The organism is Sediminibacterium sp. (assembly GCF_030695065.1).
Lineage (GTDB): Bacteria > Bacteroidota > Bacteroidia > Chitinophagales > Chitinophagaceae > Sediminibacterium.
Window position 1 is genome coordinate 43,519 of sequence record NZ_JAUYTR010000016.1, and the last position, 21,324, is coordinate 64,842.

At 36.7% G+C, this 21,324-nt stretch carries 17 protein-coding genes; 8 read left to right on the forward strand and 9 right to left on the reverse strand.

Going from position 1 to position 21,324, the window contains the following annotated elements:
* Positions 1–5 precede the first annotated feature (5 nt).
* Both Q8S25_RS07110 and folK read right to left on the reverse strand, forming a co-directional pair.
* Complete coding sequence (locus Q8S25_RS07110) at positions 6–638, reverse strand: deoxynucleoside kinase (RefSeq protein ID WP_305536222.1); 633 nt, start codon at positions 636–638, stop codon at positions 6–8.
* Positions 639–680: 42 nt separating this feature from the next.
* Positions 681–1,166 (reverse strand): 2-amino-4-hydroxy-6-hydroxymethyldihydropteridine diphosphokinase, encoded by a 486-nt coding sequence (gene folK, locus Q8S25_RS07115; RefSeq protein WP_305536224.1) that lies wholly within the window; start codon positions 1,164–1,166, stop codon positions 681–683.
* Positions 1,167–1,225: 59 nt separating this feature from the next.
* Here folK and sppA point away from each other — a divergent pair, with 59 nt between their 5' ends.
* Genes sppA through Q8S25_RS07130 form a run of 3 tightly spaced genes read left to right on the forward strand, consistent with a single transcriptional unit; the run spans position 1,226 to position 4,607 of the window.
* On the forward strand, positions 1,226–2,986 hold the full coding sequence (gene sppA, locus Q8S25_RS07120; RefSeq protein WP_305536226.1) for a signal peptide peptidase SppA: 1,761 nt from the start codon (positions 1,226–1,228) through the stop codon (positions 2,984–2,986).
* A gap of 21 nt (positions 2,987–3,007) precedes the next feature.
* Positions 3,008–4,117 carry an ABC transporter permease gene (locus tag Q8S25_RS07125; RefSeq protein WP_305536228.1) on the forward strand — a complete coding sequence of 370 codons (1,110 nt, stop codon included), beginning with the start codon at positions 3,008–3,010 and terminating at the stop codon, positions 4,115–4,117.
* Position 4,118: 1 nt separating this feature from the next.
* A complete protein-coding gene (locus Q8S25_RS07130) occupies positions 4,119–4,607 on the forward strand; it encodes a hypothetical protein (protein WP_305536230.1) in 489 nt (162 codons plus the stop codon).
* A gap of 59 nt (positions 4,608–4,666) precedes the next feature.
* Here Q8S25_RS07130 and Q8S25_RS07135 read toward each other — a convergent pair whose 3' ends face one another.
* The 4 genes from Q8S25_RS07135 to Q8S25_RS07150 all read right to left on the reverse strand — a co-directional run bounded on the left by Q8S25_RS07135 (position 4,667) and on the right by Q8S25_RS07150 (position 11,271).
* On the reverse strand, positions 4,667–5,974 hold the full coding sequence (locus Q8S25_RS07135) for a RagB/SusD family nutrient uptake outer membrane protein (RefSeq protein ID WP_305536232.1): 1,308 nt from the start codon (positions 5,972–5,974) through the stop codon (positions 4,667–4,669).
* A 19-nt stretch (positions 5,975–5,993) separates the two neighbouring features.
* A complete protein-coding gene (locus Q8S25_RS07140; RefSeq protein ID WP_305536235.1) occupies positions 5,994–9,131 on the reverse strand; it encodes a SusC/RagA family TonB-linked outer membrane protein in 3,138 nt (1,045 codons plus the stop codon).
* A gap of 155 nt (positions 9,132–9,286) precedes the next feature.
* Positions 9,287–10,222 carry a tRNA epoxyqueuosine(34) reductase QueG gene (queG, locus tag Q8S25_RS07145; protein ID WP_305536237.1) on the reverse strand — a complete coding sequence of 312 codons (936 nt, stop codon included), beginning with the start codon at positions 10,220–10,222 and terminating at the stop codon, positions 9,287–9,289.
* Positions 10,222–11,271, reverse strand: coding sequence for a serine hydrolase (locus Q8S25_RS07150; RefSeq protein WP_305536239.1), 1,050 nt, complete (start codon positions 11,269–11,271; stop codon positions 10,222–10,224). The genes queG and Q8S25_RS07150 overlap by 1 nt, the downstream gene beginning before the upstream one ends.
* 68 nt (positions 11,272–11,339) lie before the next feature.
* On the opposite strand from Q8S25_RS07150, the gene clpB reads away from it, so the two are divergent.
* The 5 genes from clpB to Q8S25_RS07175 all read left to right on the forward strand — a co-directional run bounded on the left by clpB (position 11,340) and on the right by Q8S25_RS07175 (position 18,097).
* On the forward strand, positions 11,340–13,934 hold the full coding sequence (clpB, locus tag Q8S25_RS07155; protein ID WP_305536241.1) for an ATP-dependent chaperone ClpB: 2,595 nt from the start codon (positions 11,340–11,342) through the stop codon (positions 13,932–13,934).
* A gap of 9 nt (positions 13,935–13,943) precedes the next feature.
* Complete coding sequence (locus tag Q8S25_RS07160; protein WP_305536243.1) at positions 13,944–14,618, forward strand: hypothetical protein; 675 nt, start codon at positions 13,944–13,946, stop codon at positions 14,616–14,618.
* Between the two features lie 206 nt (positions 14,619–14,824).
* On the forward strand, positions 14,825–15,697 hold the full coding sequence (locus Q8S25_RS07165; RefSeq protein WP_305536245.1) for a DUF4382 domain-containing protein: 873 nt from the start codon (positions 14,825–14,827) through the stop codon (positions 15,695–15,697).
* A 69-nt stretch (positions 15,698–15,766) separates the two neighbouring features.
* Entirely contained in the window at positions 15,767–16,825 is a 1,059-nt protein-coding gene (locus tag Q8S25_RS07170; RefSeq protein WP_305536247.1) for a trans-acting enoyl reductase family protein, read from the forward strand.
* Positions 16,826–16,873: 48 nt separating this feature from the next.
* Positions 16,874–18,097: a TCR/Tet family MFS transporter gene (locus Q8S25_RS07175; RefSeq protein WP_305536249.1), complete on the forward strand. Its 1,224-nt coding sequence runs from the start codon at positions 16,874–16,876 to the stop codon at positions 18,095–18,097.
* A 57-nt stretch (positions 18,098–18,154) separates the two neighbouring features.
* Here Q8S25_RS07175 and Q8S25_RS07180 read toward each other — a convergent pair whose 3' ends face one another.
* Genes Q8S25_RS07180 through Q8S25_RS07190 form a run of 3 tightly spaced genes read right to left on the reverse strand, consistent with a single transcriptional unit; the run spans position 18,155 to position 21,296 of the window.
* Positions 18,155–19,183, reverse strand: a complete 1,029-nt coding sequence (locus Q8S25_RS07180; protein ID WP_305536251.1) for a hypothetical protein — start codon at positions 19,181–19,183, stop codon at positions 18,155–18,157.
* A 35-nt stretch (positions 19,184–19,218) separates the two neighbouring features.
* Positions 19,219–20,760 (reverse strand): outer membrane beta-barrel protein, encoded by a 1,542-nt coding sequence (locus Q8S25_RS07185; protein ID WP_305536252.1) that lies wholly within the window; start codon positions 20,758–20,760, stop codon positions 19,219–19,221.
* Entirely contained in the window at positions 20,760–21,296 is a 537-nt protein-coding gene (locus Q8S25_RS07190) for an RNA polymerase sigma factor (RefSeq protein ID WP_305536254.1), read from the reverse strand. Before Q8S25_RS07190 ends, Q8S25_RS07185 begins: the two co-directional genes overlap by 1 nt.
* Positions 21,297–21,324 lie beyond the last annotated feature (28 nt).

The following is a 21,324-nucleotide window of genomic DNA, read 5'->3' on the forward strand; positions in this document are numbered from 1 at the left end:
TTGGTCTAGGGTAGGGTAAAATAATGTTGTCCATAATCAAGGTCTTTTTCTAGTGCATCTAGAATAATATCAACATGGGCTTCATTACCTACAAAATCGGCATTACTGGCATCTACAAATATGGTTTTGATATTATGCTGTTTAATATAATGGGTATAGGTTTCCTGAATATTAAATAAGTATTCGTCGGGGATGGCCTGTTCAAATGGACGGTTTCTTTTTTTGATATTTTGCTGTAACTTATTTACCGGGGCATGCAAGTAAATCAACACATCGGGAAACACCAATTGCTGGTGAATAATATCGAATAGTTTCTGATAGAGCCTAAATTCTTCTTCGGGTAAATTTACTTTGGCAAATAACAAGCACTTGGTAAATAAATAGTCGGAAACGGTAATGCTTTGAAACAAATCTTTGGTATGCACCATTTCTTTCAATTGCTTATAGCGTTCTGCCATAAAAAACAATTCTAATGGAAATGCATATTGCCCTGGATTATCATAAAACTTAGATAAGAAGGGATTGTCTGCAAATTCTTCTAAAATAATTCTTGCATTCAATTTTTTGGCCAGTATAGTAGCCAATGTAGTCTTGCCTGCTCCAATATTCCCTTCTATTGTAATAAATTGATGCTTCATGTAATTAACCTATGCGCCCAAAATTAATTGCTAAGCCCTTGCTTAAACTATTTTTTTTTGCACATTGGTTTCATCGCTGCATGCTGTTAATAACTGTGTCATTGTTTTATTAAGTATGGGGTGCAACAGTGTTGGTGCTATTTCAGCCATAGGAATGAGTGCAAATCTTCTCAAATGCATGGCTGGGTGGGGAAGCTGTAATAATGGGGTATTGATGATTTGTTGGTCAATTTGTAAAATGTCTAAGTCAATAATGCGGGGCCCCATTTTGATGGTCCTGGTTCTGCCCATAAGGCTTTCTATTTGCAATAATGCACGCATTAAATGGGTTGGTGCTAAGTCGGTTTTGATGCATAAAGCCTGATTCAGAAAGCTGGGTTGTTCGGTAAATCCCCAAGGCTCGGTTTCGTAGAAACTAGATTGTTTAACTATTTGGCCGCATTGTTGTTGTATATATGAACTGGCATTTTTTAGATAGGTTGCTTTGTCTCCTAAGTTGCTTCCGATTAATAAATAGGCTAAATGCATAAATTGGTAGTATACTGAGCTTCAAATATCTTTAATTAATAATCGGTTAATCAATTAATATGAGAGGATTTTTAAAAATTGTGTTCGCAACGTTTATTGCATTGGTTCTATTTACGCTAATTGGGGTATTTGTTTTGATTGGAATTGCAACCAGTGCAGCTTCTTCCGATAAACCCATTATTGGGTCTAAAGCAGTGTTGGTTTTAGATTTGTCTGTAGCATTTAAAGAACAATATCAAGAAGATCCTTTTGCTGCTTTATTAAATGAAGGAGAAGATGCGGCTCCTTCTTTGTTTCAAGTAACGCAATTATTAAAGCATGCCAAGCAAGATTCTGCGGTAAAAGGTTTGTATATTCTTTGTGCAGATAATGCCAACGGTTTTGCTGCCAGTGAAGAATTGCGCAAGGCTGTGGTAGATTTTAAGAATAGTGGAAAATTTGTAATTGCTCATGGCGAAGTCATTTCACAAAAAGGCTATTATATTGGCAGCGCTGCGGATGAATTGTATTGTAACCCGCAGGGCGGGGTAGATTGGAGCGGTTTCTCTACCAATTTGTTTTTCTTAAAAGGGATGTTAGATAAGCTAGAAATTCAACCACAAATTTTTTATGCGGGTAAATTTAAGAGTGCAACAGAACCTTTAAGAGAAACCAAAATGACCGAAGCCAATAAATTGCAAACAGGGGTTTGGTTAGGAGAATTGTATACCCATTTTATACATGCTGCTGCTATGTCTCGTAATAAAGACACTGCTGTTTTACGATCTTTGGCTTTACAGGGTTTGGTTCAAACAGCCTATGATGCCAAGAAATATGGTTTGGTAGACGACTTAAAATACGACGACCAAATTAAAGCCAATATCAGCAAAAAATTAAGACAGGAAATTAAAACCAAAATCAATTTTGTTGCATTGTCCGACTATGCACAAGCGTCCAATTTTGAACCTAGAGGTTCTGAGAAAATTGCATTGGTATTTGCCAATGGCGATATTGTTTCTGGTCAAGGAGATGATGAAATGATTGGTAGCGATAGTTATAAAAATATCCTTCGTAAAATTAGGCTAGACAAGTCTATTAAAGCAGTTGTTTTTAGAATCAATTCTGGGGGTGGTAGTTCTTTAGCCAGTGAAGTAATTTGGAGAGAGATTTCTTTAATTAGAAAAGAAAAACCAGTTGTAGTAAGTATGGGAGATGTAGCTGCTTCGGGTGGTTACTATATTGCTTGTAATGCAGATTCTGTTTTTGCCAATGCCAATACTATTACTGGTTCTATTGGGGTTTTTAGTGTAGTGCCCAATATGCAATCTTTCTTTAAAAATAAAATTGGCGTCACTTTCGACGGTGTTAAAACTGCTCCTTATGCCGATATGGGAGATATTAGTAAGCCCTTAAATGATAACGAAAAAAGGTATTTTCAATCTGCTGTAGACAGCATTTATGCTACTTTTTTATCTAGGGTATCTACTGGTAGAAATTTAGGCCTTGCCAATGTAGACAGCATTGCACAAGGACGTGTTTGGACGGGTACCAGTGCTAAAAAAATAGGATTAACTGATAGAATAGGTGGTTTGCAAGACGCCATTGATTGTGCAGCAAGAATGGCAGATATAAAAAAGTCGGAAGTTAAGTTGAAAGAATATCCTGAAAAGAAAAGTTTGATTGAGCAAATCATGGGTGGCTATAAAAAATCTATTTCTACTCAATTAATGAAAGAGGAATTTGATCCTGCTGCTGTTCAAGTGATGCGCGAACTTAAACAGGTTAAAAATTGGGTGGGTGTTCCACAAGCAAGGATTCCCTTTCTTGTTAATATACAATAGATTTGCCCATAAATAAGCCCGATGCACAAAGCGTATAGCCAGTTTCAGGCCATGATGGCCATTACAAAAGCGAGTTTGAGATCTATTTTTAGAAGCCCTTCTGCTGTTATTTTTAGCATTGCTTTCCCCATGATTTTTATCTTGGTTTTTGGTTTTATTGGTGGGGGAGGTAAAGTGAGTGTTAATATTGCATTTGCCAATGGCTCCGATACAATGAATCCCATTTATCAAAGCCTTAAAAATATTTCTGGTATTAAAGTATCCGATAAAACGGGAGATCGGTTAAAAGAAGATTTAGAGAAAGGTAGAATTACTGCCATCATTCATATTGCAGCACAGCCAGCCAATTCGGTTGCTCCTTATAGTATTCAATTAACTAGTTCGGAAGCCGCTAATCCGCAGAATATTCAAGTGCTTCAATCTATTTTAAATGCGGTAATTAGTGGTATTAATCAAAAGCAGTTTCCTTCTACGCCAACTATTGCGGTCATTAATAAAGAAGTCAAAAAAGTGCCTGGGAGAGTGTATAGAACCATCGACTTTATTTTGCCTGGCCAGCTGGGTTTTTCTTTATTGAGCGCGGGCGTTTTTGGGGTTGCTTTTTTGTTTTTTAATTTAAGACAACAGTTGGTGTTGAAGCGTTTTTATGCTACCCCTATTAAACGATCTTATATTGTTTTAGGTGAGGCGTTGAGCAGGGTGATTTTTCAAATGATTACCGCTGTCATCATTATTTTAGTGGGCCATTATGCGTTTCATTTTACCCTAGTGAATGGCCTGGTTACATTTGCTGAAATAATGGTGCTTAGTTTTATTGCATTGATATTATTTATGGGCTTTGGGTTTATTGTGAGTAGCGTTGCTAAGAGTGAAAGCACTATTCCCCCCTTTGCCAACTTAATTACTTTGCCTCAGTTTTTATTAGCTGGAACTTTTTTTTCTATTGATAATTTCCCTACATGGTTGCAACCCATTTCTCGCATTTTGCCCTTAACTCATTTCAATAATGCCATGCGCAATATTGCTTTTGAAGGGGCAGGCTTGTTAGATTGTACCCTTGAATTGGGTGTGTTGGGTATCTGGATTGTTGTAGTTTACCTTGTTGCTTTTAAAACGTTTAAATGGGAATAAAATGAAATTGATTAAGCTGGGTTTTATAAGTTTAATTGTATTAGGATTTATAGTTACCCTTATTGGTTTATTGTTTCCTTCTACAGTGCTGGTTTCTAGAGCGGTTGATATAAAAGCACCTATTGATTCTATTAAATACAGCGTTGGTAATATGAATCAATGGAAACAATGGATTGCAGGTATGAGCGATTCATCTGTAAAAATTATTTCTTCTACCGATGCACAATTGGGTAATACGCGTGTTCAAATTACGCAAGTGACCGATTCTACTGTTGTATCTACTTGGACCAGTTTAAATGGTCAACAACAATTGAGTACCATTCGTATTATTGGAAACAGCAATCAAGATTATGCAGTAGTACAATGGCAATTTGTGCAAAAAATTGGCTGGTATCCCTGGGATCGATTTGGTTCTATGATGAACGATAAAATTATGGGTACCATGATGGAGCAAAATTTACAATCGCTTAAAAAAACGCTTGAAAATTAAAGACCCCGAATCAATGAATTGATCGGGGCCTTCTTACAAACTAAGTGGGGAGAGAAAGGTTAATTAGCAGGATCTGCTGGTGTGTTAGGGTTGTTGTCGCGCTCTCTGCTAGGATAAGGGAAGAAAGTTCTCTTTCTTTCACTTACCGGGCGTCCTAATCTTCTATTGTCTTCTAGTCTCATTCCACTCATACACAATTCTATACAACGTTGACGATAGATTTCATCGGTTAATGCTGCTGCAGTAACTGCACCACTGTATGCAGTTAATCCACCCCCTACACCAAATGGATCAGCACTTGGCAACTGGGTTCTTACTGCATTAATTTCTGTAACAGCTGCAGTTAAATTAGGAGCAGCTTGTTTTACATAACACTCTGCTCTTATTAAACGCATTTCGTCGGGCAAGTAAACAGGAATGGCTTGTGTTGCTGTACTAAAAAATCCTTTGATTCTATATCGTGGCTGTATAGTTGGATTTATTGCAGTATAAAATGCAATACGCTGGTCGTTCAAATCTGGTGCCAAAGCAGTAGGTAATCCTAGTGTTGAATCCAATATTTGAAACACGTTATTGGTTGCTGTTGCAGTAGTAAAAATTGGGTTGGTTACAATGGCATCATAGCCTAAAATTGCACCGCCATAATTTAAGTCTACTGAATTGGCTGCTGTTAATGCGCCCGCATAATCACCTGAAAATAAACTGTAACGTGCAATTAATGCATTGATGGTGTTTGTAAAGTATGCAGTGGTAACAGAAGTTGGTACGTTGGCAAAAAATGCAGCACTTGGTGGGTTTGCCCCTAATGCCGTTTGTGCAGCGCGCAAAGTGGTTACTGCTCTTCTAAATCCATCTGCTCTGCTTTGGAATGCTGCTGGTGCAGTTTGTGTTCCAGGCGCAGCAGGAATTTGTTCAAAGAACATTGCTAAATTTCCAATGGCCATTGCTTTGAAAATGCTTGCATACGCTAGTAAACCTGAAGCATAGGCTTTGTCTCCCAATTTATTGGCACCTGCAATTACATTGTCTGCATCATATATGATCTTGTTATTCCAAGTCCACATATTGCCTACAATGCCATTTAAATTGTCTACCACAGCACCTCCTGTAAATAACTGTAACTCATCGGTATTACCTGCATTCATTAACCTGAATTCATTGGTTAATGCACCTGCTGCGGTAATGCCATTGTAAACAGGACTTAGCCTGCCATTGCTGTAAACGTTTTGTAATCCAACAGCAACACCTGCTAATCCTCTTGGAGTAGAAAAAGCATCTGTATCGCCAATTGCGCCGGGATTGGTAAAGTCTTGCTTACAAGCAACCAGACTTACTCCGGATAAAATAATCAATAATATTTTTTTCATTTTAATCTAGTTTGATGGGTTAGAAATTTGCTACAACACCGAATTGGAAAGTCTTCGGAATAGGTACGTTACCAAAATCAACTCCTCTGAACAAACTGCTTTGTCCGGTAGAATTGGTTTCAGGATCATAACCTCTGTAGTTGTCCCATGAGATTAGGTTTCTTCCAGTTAGTGTAACAGTTAAGTTGCTGAATAAATTGCTCACTTTTCCAAATGCATATCCAACAGATAGTTCACGTAATTTGGTAAACGAACCATCATCAACTCTCCACTCTTCAATACCATAAATTCCACTGATATAACCTCTAGGAATTTCTCCTTTGTGCTCTCTTTGAGCAAACTCACTTCCGTTACCCACACCTTGTCTTGTTCTAAAGTCGGCGTTAAATACTTCTGCTCCAGCTACTCTGTCTAATTGGAAACCAACTGTCCATTTCTTATAAGTAAAGCTGTTGATTAATGTAGCAGTATAAGTTGGGTTTGGAGAGCCCAGTACAGATCTTAAAATACTAGCGTTAGGTCCAGTTGTATAAGGTAATCCAGTTGCTGGATCTAAAGTTGGGGTTCCAAATGGTTGTCCATTTGCAATAGGACCTCTTGCTGTAACAGGTATACCTGCTGCATTCTTCACTTCTGTTCCGTTTGCATTTCTTGCAAAGAATGTAGAATAGAAAACTGGTGCATCATATCCTGGAATCAAAGCAAATACTGCACCGGTAGGAGCAGAAAATGAAATGAATGGAACGCCTAAGTTTTCAATTCTGTTCTTGTTCTTATTAAAGTTACCAGTGATTTCCCATGTAAAGTTTTTATTCTTAATAGGAACTGCAGTAACCATAATTTCAAAACCCTTATTGCTTAAAGAACCAACGTTCTTAGTAGCAGTAGGGAAACCAGAACTTGGTGCATTGGTAATATTAGGTACCAATAAGTCTGTTACTTTTTTATTGTAATAGTTAAAAGTGAATTGCAATCTATTACCTAGTAACGCAATGTCTGTACCAATTTCTAATTCTTTCTGACGCTCTGGTTTTAAATCAGAACTAATAGTTGCAGAAGGAGAAGTCAAGCTGGTTCTACCCAAGAAAGGAGAGATATTGTAAATATTGAAACGGTCGTAAGCGCCAATTCCTGTTAAGTTTCCACTTTCACCATACGCAGCACGAATTTTAAATACGTCTACTGTATTGGCTAGGGAAGATTTCTTAAAGAATTCTGTTTCAGATAAAATATAGTTACCACTTACTTTAGGGTAGAAGAAGTTTCTATTGTTTTTATCAAATACAGATGATCCATCTATTCTTCCTGCAACTGTTACAAATAACTGGTTATTGAATTTAAAGTTTTGTTGTAAGAAAAATCCACGAATGGTTCTTTCGCTTCTTCCATCTGAGTTAGGCAATAAAGTACTACCACCTGTTGCAGTTGAAATGCCTGGCAATAAACCACGGCTTTGTGCTAAAATATAATTGGCTTTTTCGTATTGCTCAGAATAGCCAAACTGTGTAACAGATGATAATTTATTGGTTAATTGAGTAGTGTAAGTAAAGTTTAAATCGTGGTTAAAAAACGTAGAGTTAAAACTTGCTGCACTTGCATAACCATTTAATGTTGGGTCTAATGTTGCACCACCACCATAAAATCCTGGGCTAGCATTGTAAGGGAACGGAGGAATAAAAGTGGTTCCGTTTTGTGCAATATTGTCTAAGCCTGCAGTGTAGTCTATCACTAATCCTTTCACTGGGAATAACTTAAATCCTACATTCGAAACGGTTCTATTGGTTACGTTTCTTTGTTTGATGTCGTTAATGATGGTTAAAGGATTCACACGTCCTCTTTCAGCTACTGCTTGTAAATTTCCATTGGCATCTCTTACACCAATATTGTGGAAGTTTCCAATAATGGTCATAGAGTTAATAGGAGAGAAGAAGCTGTTTCCGTCTGGCTTTTCATTGGTAGCATTATTGGTATAGTTAATACCCGCATTCCAACTAAACCAGTTGTTTACTTTGTTGTCTAAATTTAATCTGAAACCAAAACGGGTATTGTCTGTACCTCTAATAATACCTTGGTTGCTATTGTAATTTAAAGAAGCAAAATAGCGCATTTTGTCTTGTCCGCCTGTAATAGAAACGTTGTTGTCGGTACCATATCCAGTTCTAAAAATATCGTCTTGGTAATCGTAACGAGTAACAGGTGAAGTGGTAGTTAAATTGGTTAACAAAATGTCTTGTGTAACCGCTGTTGGGCCTTCTGCTGGTCCACCAAACTTAGTAGGAGCATTGTTGAATACCAAACGCTTTCTTAATGAATTGGTACTTACTTTAGAACTAAAGGTAATTTTTGGGGCACCAGTAGATCCTCTCTTAGTAAAAATTTGAATTACCCCTGCATTTGCACGACTACCATAAATAGCCGCTGCTGCAGCTCCATTCAATACCTCAATTCTATCAATATCATTGGGGTTAATATCTACCATTCTGTTTTGTCCTACACTACCGTAAGAATCATAATCGCTTTGTGCATTGGTTACTCTTGCATTGGAGTTGTTTAAAATAACACCGTCAATAATATACAATGGATCAGACGATCCAGAGATAGAACTCACGCCACGCAATTTTACACTCATTCCACCCGCAGGGTCTCCTGAGTTCTGTGTAATTTGTGCGCCCGGCACTTTACCTTGTAAAGATGCAATGGCATTGGGTGATCCAGCATTGTTAATTTGACTACCTTTTACCGTACCTATAAAATTACCCAATTGCTTTTTGGTTGTTCCTTGTGAAGTACCTGTAACAACCACTTCATCTAATCCGGTTGCATCTTCTTTTAAAGAAGCGTCGAATGTGAAACTGCCTGTGGCGGCACTGATGGTGATATTTTTTTCTGCAGACCTAAATCCAACAGAAGAAATAACTACATCATACTTGCCTTGTTTTAAATTGGCAATAAACTGATAAGTACCATCAGTGTTAGTTGCTGTACCAGCTCCTGAATTTTTAATGGTTATAGAAGCGCCGGGTACAGGTAGCCCTTTGCCGTCTGTTACTTTTCCTTTAATAGTTGTTTGAGCTTGCAAGCCAATTGTCAATGTAATACCGAAGAGAAGGAAGCACAACTTCGATATAACATTGGCCTTGCCATAGTTAACATTCATATGCGTATCGTTTTGGAGGTTTATAAAACATCATAAATATATAATATGTGCGGGAATTTCTTGGTTTTGTTTATACAAACGGTGAATATTTGGGGAAAACTCTTCAATATGGCGATTAAAGATGCAGAAAGCCGCAAAATTCGGCAATTGTTGGATTAGTCTATTGCCTTTATCAGTTTCAAGTTTCTTTTAATACCACTAAACTTGGTCCGCTTTAATGGACTCTCTTTAAAAATCGTTTTAAACGATTCTTCCGATAATTCTTCCCACTGGCTGGTAGTCAAATTTAAAATTGCTGGAATGGGTTCAAATGATGGCTCTTGATGTGGCTTACTAAATCGATTCCATGGACAAATATCTTGGCAAATATCGCATCCAAACATCCAATTATTGAATGGCTCTTTTAATTGGTTGGGTAGTAAGGCATCTTTTAATTCTATTGTATAATAACTAATGCACTTGCTTCCATTAATTTGTTTGTTGGGTAAAATGGCTTCGGTGGGGCAAGCGTCTATACATTTGGTACAAGTGCCACAAAAATCTTTGGCATAGGGGGAATCTATTTCTAAAGCTAAGTCTACAATTAATGTTGCAATAAAAAAGAAAGAGCCCGATTGTTTGTGAATTAAATTTCCATTTTTACCTACCCAGCCTAATCCAGCTTGTACTGCCCATGATCTTTCTAAAACTGGGGCAGAATCTACAAATCCTCTTCCGTTTATTTCTCCAATCTGTTCTCTTATTTCAGCTAAAAATAATTTCAGCTGTGCACGAATAACTTCATGATAATCTTTACCCCATGCGTATTTAGCAATATGTGGTGTAAGTGGTTCTTGTTTGGCTGAGGGATAATAATTCTTGAGTAAGGTAATCACCGACTTTGCTCCAGGCACCAATTTGCTTGGATCTACGCGTAAGTCAAAATGATTTTCCATGTATTGCATTTTCCCATGCATACCTTGGTGTAGCCATTGTTCTAGCCTTCTTGCGTCTTCTTCTAATTTTACGGCTTTGGCTATGCCGCAATAATCAAAGCCTAGCTTTTTAGCCAATGCTTTTATTTGTTGCGTATGTTGTTGTATGGGCAACATTAGTTACAGTTGGCTACTATTTGTTCATCAATAATCCCTTTCAATTTTAAATACACTTCTTTCTTTTCTTCTGATAAAAATTGCTTAACAAAAAATATGACGGCATAGTTTCTACACAAATCTATCATGGGCCATGTTCCAAATAAACCAGGACATGCCAATACAGATGGGTTACCGTTTTGATCGGTTTGAAGAATCCATGATCCCAACGCATAGTTGTATCCTTCTGCAGATTTGGGCGCATATTTAATCATGGAAGAAGTGGTTTGTGCTTGCATTAATAATTGAACAGATGCCTCCGACATAATGCGCTTTCCATTAAATAGGCCTTTATTTAGTAACATGGAGCAAAAATTCATGTAGTCGTTGGCAGTAGATTGTGCTCCACCTGAAGGATTGATGGCATTTAAAGTAGAGAAATTAGTGCTTCGCATTTGAAGCGGCCGCAATATTTTCTCTTGCATTAATTGTTCAAAACTTCTTCTTGTAGCTACTTCTATAACCCTTCCTGCAATATTCATTCCTACGTTGCTGTACCTGAATTCCAATCCTGGATTGGCTACGATTTCTTTTTTGGTTGCAAATTCTTCTACTTCTTCTTCTAGACTATTATACCTTCCTCTCTTTATGATGTTTGCTAGTTTAATTGGCTCCGATTCTATTCCAGTTAAATGGCTTAAACATTGTCTTATAGTAATGAATCCTTTGCTATACTTGGTAAAAACAGGTATGTACTTGCTAATTTTATCGTCTAATGAAATTTTTCCTTCGTCTACTAATACCATAATTAGTGCAGCTGTTAACCATTTGCTGCTACTGGCAATTGGCGCTTGTGTTTTAGGAGTGAATTCTCCAGCAGATTTGGAAAAAATGATTTTCCCATCTTTATATACTAAAATCACAAACTCTTTACCCAGCTCTTTGCTAGATGCTGCAATTGCAGTTTCTAAACCTTGAAAATTATACTGTGCATTACTTAACTGAAATAATAACAGAAAAGCCGTTACCAGGCTGACTATTACGCATGTTTTCCTTTTTTTTAGCGACATAATTTCCGAATTATTGGCTTGGATTGTAGTTTGATTGATGGTATAAAGTTAAGTTAATCAACACAATTATGAATCTGAACAATTATACCATTAAAGCCCAGGAAGCAATTCAATCTGCTCAACAGATTGCTTATACCAATAGCAATCCATCTATTGAAACAGACCACTTGTTAAAAGCTTTATTAGCAGAAAAGGATTCTGCCATTGATTTCTTGTTAAAAAAGAACAATGTGAATCCTGCTTTTTTAGAAGCTAAGCTATTGGAACAATTTAGTAAGCTTCCTAAAATTCAAGATGGCGAACCTGCTCAAACAGCTGGTAGAGATTTTAGCAATGCATTGTTAAAAGCAAATGCCGTAATGGGTTTATTTAAAGACGAATTCATTACTCCTGAACACTTATTGATGGCACTGGTGCAAATGAATGATGCTACCGGTAAGCTATTGAAAAGTGCTGGCTTAACCGAAAAAGGCTTAACCACTGCTATTAAAGATTTAAGAAAAGGGGATACCATTCAATCTCAAGCACAGGAAACGCAGTTGAATATGTTGAATAAGTTTGCGAAGAACTTGAATGAGATGGCTCAAAAAGGTAAGCTTGATCCTGTGATTGGAAGAGACGAAGAAATTAGAAGAACCCTACATATTTTAACCAGACGATCTAAAAATAATCCCATTTTAGTGGGTGAGCCTGGTGTTGGTAAAACCGCTATTGTAGAAGGATTGGCTATGCGAATTGTGAATGGGGATGTTCCTGAAAACCTAAAATCAAAAGTGATTTATGGGTTAGATATGGGTCAGTTAATTGCAGGTGCTAAATACAAAGGTGAGTTTGAAGAAAGATTAAAAGGGGTGGTAAAAGAAGTGGCTTCAAGTGAAGGGGAAATTATTTTATTCATCGACGAAATTCACACATTAATTGGTGCAGGTGGTGGAGAAGGCGCTATGGATGCGGCAAATATTTTAAAGCCCGCATTAGCAAGAGGTGAATTACGCGCAATAGGAGCCACTACTTTAAATGAGTACCAAAAATATTTTGAGAAAGACAAAGCCTTAGAGCGTAGGTTTCAGAAAGTGGTTATTGATGAACCAACTGTAGAAGATGCTATTTCAATTTTGCGTGGCCTAAAAGATCGCTACGAAACCCATCACCATGTACGAATTAAAGACGAAGCTATTATTGCTGCAGTTGAATTGTCTAACCGATATGTAACTGATCGTTTTTTGCCCGATAAAGCCATTGATTTAATTGATGAGAGTGCAGCTAAACTTCGACTTGAAATGAATTCAATGCCCGAAGAGTTAGATAAATTAGAAAGACAAATTAGGCAGCTTGAAATTGAAAGAGAAGCCATTAAGCGTGAAGACGATGAAGATAAATTGAAAGAACTCAATATAGAAATAAGCAACCTTGCAGTTGAACGCGATACGCTTAAAGCAAAATGGACGCAAGAAAAAGAATTGGTTGAAAAAGTACAAACTGCAAAAGCAACAATTGAACAATTAAAGCAAGAGGCAGAACAAGCAGAAAGGAATGGTGAATATGGTAGAGTAGCAGAAATTAGATACGGTAAGGTAAAAGAGCAAGAAACCATTATTGCTTCTGTAACCGAACAGTTGTTGAATTCTTCTGAAAAAAGATTGTTGAAAGAAGAAGTAGATGCGGAAGATATTGCTGAAAGTATTGCTAAAGCAACTGGTATACCTGTTTCCAAAATGTTGCAAGGAGAAAGAGAAAAATTGCTGCATTTAGAAGATGAGTTGCACAGTCGTGTAGTAGGTCAAGAAGAAGCCATTAGTGCCGTGTCTGATGCAATCAGAAGAAGTAGGGCTGGGCTACAAGATCCTAAAAAGCCTATTGGTTCCTTTATTTTCTTAGGTACTACTGGTGTTGGTAAAACCGAATTAGCAAAAGCTTTGGCTGAATACTTGTTCGACGACGAAACCATGATGACTCGTATAGATATGAGTGAATACCAAGAGAAGCATACTGTTTCAAGATTAATTGGTGCACCTCCAGGATATGTTGGATACGATGAAGGCGGGCAATTAACTGAAGCGGTTAGAAGAAAGCCTTATAGTGTAGTGTTGTTAGATGAAATTGAAAAAGCCCATCCTGATGTTTGGAATGTAATGTTACAAGTATTAGATGATGGAAGATTAACCGATAATAAAGGCCGGATGGTGAATTTTAAAAATACCATCATCATTATGACCAGCAATATTGGAAGCCATTTAATTCAAGATGCTTTTGAAGGTGTTGCTGAAACTGGTATTGAAGATGCAACTGAAAAAGCGAAAACAGAAGTGATGCAGTTGCTTAAGCAAACAGTGAGACCTGAATTTTTAAATAGGGTAGATGAAGTGATCATGTTTAGCCCATTAAATAAAAATCAGCTTAGAGGAATTGTTGGTATTCAATTAGAAGGACTTAAGAAATTAGTGGCAGAAAATGATATTACTTTAAAGTTCAGTGATTACCTGATTGATTTTTTAATTGAACAAGGATTTGATGCACAACTTGGTGCAAGACCATTGAAAAGATTGATTCAGAAACTCATTGTGAATGCGCTGAGTAAAAAAATTCTTTCGGGCGATATAGATAAATCACAACCAGTTTTAGTGGATGTATTCGACGGGTTGATTGTATTCAGAAATGATTAAATTAGCGAAATGAAGTTTATGAAATATTTGCTCCTTCTCGTTTTTTCTTTATTCAACACTTTATTATTTGCCCAAAATATGTTTTTGGCGAAGCCTGTCACTCATTTTGTAGAAGTGTATGATGAGAAAGGAAATCTATTTAGTGGGAATGTCGGAAGCATTAAAGGTAGCCCACTTTGGAAAGATGAATGGTGCAATGCCCGTGTTGAAATGTTCAATGGTAAAAGCTTCAGTAATATGAAGTTGATTGTGAATTTGGTAAATGGGAATATTCATTTTCTAGAAAAAGATGCCGAGTTTCAATTTATTGAACCAGTTAAAAAGATTACCTTATTTCATAGTGATGAGGGCCTGATTGATTCTACTGTTTTTATTAAAATGGCTGCTAATAATGCTGCTTTGTATGAACTAAAAGCCTATGGTTCTTCTTGCTATTTATTGAACCTTGTTCAAAAAAAGGCAGCTGATACCTATGATTATGGGAAGTCATCGGGCGGGAAAGAATTCCGCGTTTTTAATGAACCCTATTTATATCATTTAGCTACTTCAGAATTAATTGAAGTAAAAGGGAAAACCTTACTGGAATTATTTAAAGGGGATGCAGATAAAATTCCAACAGCGTATAATAAAGCCAAGAAAAAGCCAAACCTAAAAGATATTGCTGCTATAATAGCTGCATGGTAAGTAAAGATTTTTTGTTAAAATTATTTTAACAGGCAACGGCACGTATTTTGCCTGCATCTATCTTCTATATAAGCCAACCATTTATTTTTGGCTTTATTCCTAAAACTATTTGCTTGATAAAATCATGCTGTGTAATGCGGCCTGTAATATTATTGACTTAATAAAAAATAAATGGATGGCATAATACTACACTAAAACCTTAAACCATGAAAAAAACAAACCCCCTTTATTTTATTGCTGCTGCAGCAATTTTAGTGTCTTTTGTGTTTACTGCATGTAACAAATCTGCATCAGTAGAAAATCCAATTGGAACCCAGTCTGTATCCCTTTATTTAACGGATGCCCCAGGCGTTTTTGACAATGTTTTTATTGATATTAAATCGGTTTCATTGCTGATTGATACAAGTAAAGACACGCGTAAAAAGGATACTTGTAATTGGGATCGAATTGGAAGTTCTAGGCATGCAAAAAATGATTCGTCGTTGGTATGGCAAGACCTTGGTGTTAAAGCTGGCGTATATGATATCTTAAAGTTGCGTAACGGGGTAGACACTTTATTGGCTAGTAATACAGTGGTAAAAGGCGCTATCCGATTAATTAAAATAGAATTGGGTACTTCGCATTCTTTAGTAAAAGACAGTATCACCTATCCATTGAATATTCCTTTTAATGAACAAACCTATGTGTTAATCAAATTAAAAGGACATGAGTGGGACGAGTTCATGCCTAATAAGTCTAGACTTTGGTTAGACTTTGATATCAGCAGGTCTATCGTTGAAAAGAATAACCAGTTTTATTTAAAGCCTTTTATTAAGTTCTTCACAGTAAAAAATACTGCAGGCATTTCTGGTAAAGTAACTCCAAAAGAAGCACAGGCAGTTATTACTGTATTCAATAATAAAGACACGGCTTATGCATTGCCAAATCATGAAGGGTACTTTAAAATTCGTGGTTTAGCCGATGGTACTTATAGTGTTTTTGTAAATGCATCCAATGGATATGCCGATACTACCATCAATAATGTAATTGTATCTAAAACCAAAGAAGCCCAACTAGGTTTAATAACCCTCAAAAAATAGTTTGTTCATATTACCCTCGATTGTAAAAGTCCCGGCAGCATTTGTTGTCGGGATTTTGTATTTTACAGCATGCAAGAAAATAAATTTCTTTTATACGGGGCATATGGATACACTGGTAAACTTATTGCTTCAATGGCTCATCAATTTGAGTTGGAGCCTGTTTTAGCAGGAAGAAACGAAGCTGCTTTGTCTACAATGGCTAAAGAATTGTCTTTGGAATACATAGTAGTAGACTTAGATGATTCAGATAAGTTGGTTGAAGTGCTGCAATCATTCAAGGTTGTATTGCATGCTGCAGGACCATTTATGCATACGGCGCTAAAAATGGCTAAAGCTTGTATAAAAGCTGGGGTTCATTATTTAGATATTACCGGTGAAATAGGGGTGTTTGAATTATTGAAAAAAATGGGAAGCCATTTTGAGCAAAGCGGTAGGATGGTTATGCCAGGTGTTGGTTTTGACGTAGTACCTACCGATTGTATGGCAAAATTTCTTTTTGATCAAATGCCCAACGCATCGCATTTAAAATTGGCTTTTGCTTCTGTTGGAGGAAAACTTTCTCATGGTACTGCAACCACTATGGCCGAAGGAATGGGGGAGGGTGGTGCAGTTAGAGAAAACGGAAAAATAGTTAGAAAACCACTTGGTCATAAAGGGATGTGGGTCAATTTCAGTAGCAAAAAATTATTTACCATGACCATACCTTGGGGCGATATTTCCACTGCATTTACAACTACTGGTATACCCAATATTGAAACGTATACTTCTGTTTCCCCTAAAACTTTTTCTATGTTAAAATGGCAAGGGTTTTATAATTGGATATTGAAGCTTTCGTTTGTTCGCAGTTATTATAAAAAGAGAATCAAGAAAATGCCTGCAGGCCCAGACGAAGCAATGCGTAAAAAAGCAAAATCTTTGGTTTGGGGTGAAGTAACCAACGCAGATGGGCATACTTTAAGCGCCAATTTAGAAGGCCCAGAAGGATACACATTAACTGCATTAAGTAGTTTGATCATACTTAAAAAAGTACTTTCAGGAAATTTTAAGCCGGGTTATCAAACGCCTGCAGCTTGCTATGGAGCCAATTTGGTTTTAGAAATTCCTGGTGTTAGTAGAACAATGGCTTAATCTTCCTTTATTTAAAGCATATTTGCCACAATTGTTAATGTGTAGATTATGGCATCCAATAAAAAAGCAGCAGTTGGTTTTATTTTTATTACTATACTAATTGATGTTATAGGAATAGGGTTAATTATTCCTGTTGTACCCAAGCTTATTGAGGAATTGGTTCATAGTAGTAGTGCCAGTATTGCTTCTCAATATGGGGGGTGGCTTACTTTTTCCTATGCTTTCATGCAATTTTTGGTTTCTCCTATTTTAGGTAATTTAAGTGACCAATACGGAAGAAGACCCATCTTATTATTTTCATTGTTTGGTTTTGGAATTGATTATTTGTTTGTGGCATTTGCGCCAACTATTACTTGGTTATTTGTGGGTAGAATTGTTGCAGGCATCACTGGGGCTAGTATTACCACTGCATCTGCTTATATGGCCGATATTAGTACACCAGAAAATAGGGCGCAAAATTTTGGAATGATTGGAGCTGCTTTTGGGTTAGGTTTTATTATTGGACCTATGTTGGGTGGTTTGTTGGGCGAATATGGTTCAAGAGTCCCTTTCTTTGTTGCAGCTGCATTAGCATTAGCCAATTGGTTGTATGGTTATTTTGTTTTACCAGAATCTTTAGATAAAAACTTACGTAGACCTTTCGAGTGGAAACGGGCTAATCCGCTTGGCTCTCTAATGCAATTAAAAAAATACCCTGCTGTAACGGGTTTAATTGGCTCTTTGGTGTTGATTTATTTGGCTGCTCATGCAGTACAAAGCAATTGGAGTTTTGTAAATATTGAGAAATTCAAATGGACGCCTAGAATGATTGGAATATCCCTTGGTGTTGTAGGGCTATTGGTAACAGTAGTTCAAGGTGGATTAGTTAGAGTAATTAATCCCAAAATTGGGAATGAAAAAAGTGTTTATTTAGGACTTACTTTATATACTACTGGGTTAATTCTTTTTGCTTTTGCAATGGAAAGTTGGATGATGTTTGTGTTTTTAATTCCTTATTGTTTGGGAGGAATTGCTGGCCCTGCATTGCAGTCGATAATCTCTGGGAATGTGCCCGCTAATGAACAAGGTGAGTTGCAAGGTGCATTAACCAGTTTAATCAGTGCTACTTCTATTGTTGGTCCTTTAATCATGACCGGTTCGTTTGCTTATTTTACTGGCCCATCGGCACCATTTTATTTTCCTGGGGCATCATTTTTATTGGGAGCATTATTTATGTTATGCAGTTTAATTTGGGCGTATAATGCTTTGCATATTAAACGGGTGAAAAAATAAAAATGGCCCTGCAGATTTGCAGGGCCAGCATATCCCCCGATATGCGTCATGAACTATTTAAAGCTTTTTTAAATCGGCTATTATACTACCTAGCGTTTTCTTTTGTGGCTTCAACGAAAGCACTGGTGTATTGTTTAATGCTTTAATGCTTTGTTCGCTGTAATAGAATTGAGTGCCAATAAGCGAAATAGTAACAATATGAATTTTCTTTTGTAAAGGTATATTGTTTGCTGCAAAACTTCTGCTTGATAATTCAGGCTTTAATTGAATTACGCTATTATAATCGTCTGTGGTAATAAATGCAATGGTATTTTTATTCGTGAAATTAGGAGGGAGAATGATATTGAATTTTCCTTTATTCCCAATATTGTACAGGGGCCTTGCTAAAGAAATCCATCTTAGTTTGTTGGTGGTTATTTCATATCGTTCAATTTCTTTTGAACCGCTGTTGCCAGGTTGTTTAAATACCGATTGCAGGTAATCTAATGCAGTATTCTCATTCCAATTAAATAAAGGGTCTACCAATAATTGTGTGGTGTAAACAATAGACTCGTCGCCTTTGTATACTTTCATGTTTTGTTTTACGATATCGTCTTTATTGCCAACTCTAATTTTATAATTAACACCTGGTGCAATGCTTAACTCTTGTCCATAGGCAGTTGCAATAATACAAAAAGCAAGGTCTGATTCAAGTAAGTTTTCGTTGTTTAAAGAAGATTTGATGGATCGGATGAATTCCGATTTTTCGTCTAATAAAATGACTCTGATACTAATTGCGCCAGTTACAATTGCGCCTGCATTATTAACAAAAGCATTGGGTGGTAAAATTAAACTGAAATGATCTGAAAAAATAATGGTTTTGCCATTTGACCCCAATAAGGTATCGTTGTACTTATAAATAGATGTAGAATCACTGATTCTTTGTAATGCCAAACTGGTTATTGTAGAATAGGACCAGCTGGTATCATTCTGTTCATTACCTGCATAAGTAGTAAAATTTCCATCAGAAATCTCCTTATTGCAGGAAGCAATCAATACCAAGCCAATTGCTGCAAAAAGATAATATTTACTGAGTTTGAATAACATTACTATTGAGATACTTTGTTTGGTTTTATTGTTGCCTACCTTTTGTTTAAATTAAATCTAAGTCCCATTGCTAATCCACCAATACTGAAGCGTTGATTAAAGGCAGCTTCAGGATTAGTCATATTAGATAAATTATACCTTAAGTAAGGTTCAAAAAATAATTGTGTAGCGTAATTAATTCTTTTAGTTACAGTTAATCCTGCATACAATCCTAACCCAATATTACTTTTGTACACCATATTGGTTTCCTTGCTCAATGGCACTGCTGTTAAACTACTGTCTAGTATAACGCCTTGGTACCAGCTAGATAAATTCACAATTACGCCTGCAGTTAATCCAATACTCAAATCGTCATTCCCAACTTGATAACTTGCCAATATTGGAATATCTAAACTTCTGAACCTGTTTTTAACTGTATTGGTCTTGTAACCAACTTGTGTTAAAATACTGGTATCTCTTACTAATAAAGTGTCTCCTGGCGCTCTAATAATAGATCGCACTGTTACTACAGTTGTTGTTCTAGTTTCGTTTTCTGTTCTGTAGGTAAAGCGTTCGTTTATTTGAGAATATTGTAATCCCGTTTTAATGGCGAAGTTGTCGTTTAACGGTTTTACAATTCTAAATCCTGCAGAAAACCCTGGTCTTAAAGACTCACTACTGTCTTTTCTGCTCAATAATTGAGGACTGGCTGTATTATTTGTTACTGATTTAAATGGCATATCAGGTGAAACAAATACTTCTAAATCCCAATCCGTATTTCTCATCTTTCTATCAGTTGGACAAATCACTACATTTTTGAAACTAGATGCATGATTGTATGCGCTCATTTCTTTGTTAAAGAGGGCAGAGAGATTCCTTTTTTGTTTAATGAATGCATTCTCTGCTTTTTGAGATAATTCATACATTTCTATGTCCTCGGTTAATTTAACTTCTTCAGTTAACTCGTTATTGTATGTATTCCGTTCTACAATTGCTTGGTTTTTATTTTTGATGGATTGATCAAAAGGGAAAACCGACTCCGATTGCTTGAATGATTGAGTGATATTTTTCTTATTTAATTTCCAACTTATTTTGTTTTCGGTAGCTCTGTTAATTTTAGAATCTGTAGTTGTTTTTGTTGCGTTGTTTTCAATTACTAACGCAGACTCCGTTTTTTCTTGTATGCTGTCTAATTGGCTAGAAGAGGGTATTTCGTTGTTTACTTGCTTGTTTGCTGGGCTTTCTAACTGAACTGCTTCTGCTTCTTCATTGGTGAATGGGTTCCCGTTCATGAATAGGTATGCAGCTGAAGTACCTGCTAAAACAAGTAATAAGATAGATGCTGCAGCCATGTATTTTTTGGGGAGCCAAAAAAAGATTCTTCTTCTTTTTTCTTCCGCTGGTTTTATTCTATTCCAAAAATCGTTAGGAACAGCGGCACTATGGTTGTATAATTTGTGTTGGATGAATTCGTCAAAACCATCTTTAGGGCCAGATAGGTCTTGAGCTGCAATTTTATCCCATAACCCATTGGGCACACTTGAAGTGTACTGCTGTAGTTTTTGGTTAAAAATGATATCAAATTCCTTATTGGTCATTAAACGGCAATCTTTTGAAGTTGCAGGATTTGTGCCTGCAACATTTTTCGGGCTTTTACCAATTGACTTCTACTGGTTCCAGCTTGAATATTCAACATTTGGGCAATCTCGTCGTGACTATAACCCTCAATCACACTTAGGTTAAACACCATCCTATATCCTTCGGGTAAAGCACCAATCAATTTCAATAAGTCTTCTTCGCCTAAATAAGTAAATGCACTTGGATCAATCGAAGGAAGGTCTGCATGATGGTCGTCAATCTCTTTAAAACTCATTTTCTTTCGTTCTAAATGCCTGATTGCCGTATTCACCACAATTCTTCTAATCCAGCCCTCAAATGAGCCTTCAAATTTGAATTGATTAATGTATTGGAACACTTTTACAAACGCATCTTGTAACATGTCTTCCGCTTCCATATTGTCCTGAGCATACCTCACACATACGCCCATCATTTTACCCGCGTGACGCTCAAATAGCGTACGCTGGCAGGAAGGGTCCTGTTTTATACAGCCTTTTATCAACTCGTGCTCTGTCAAATGAGGTTAATTTAGGGTTGACATAATA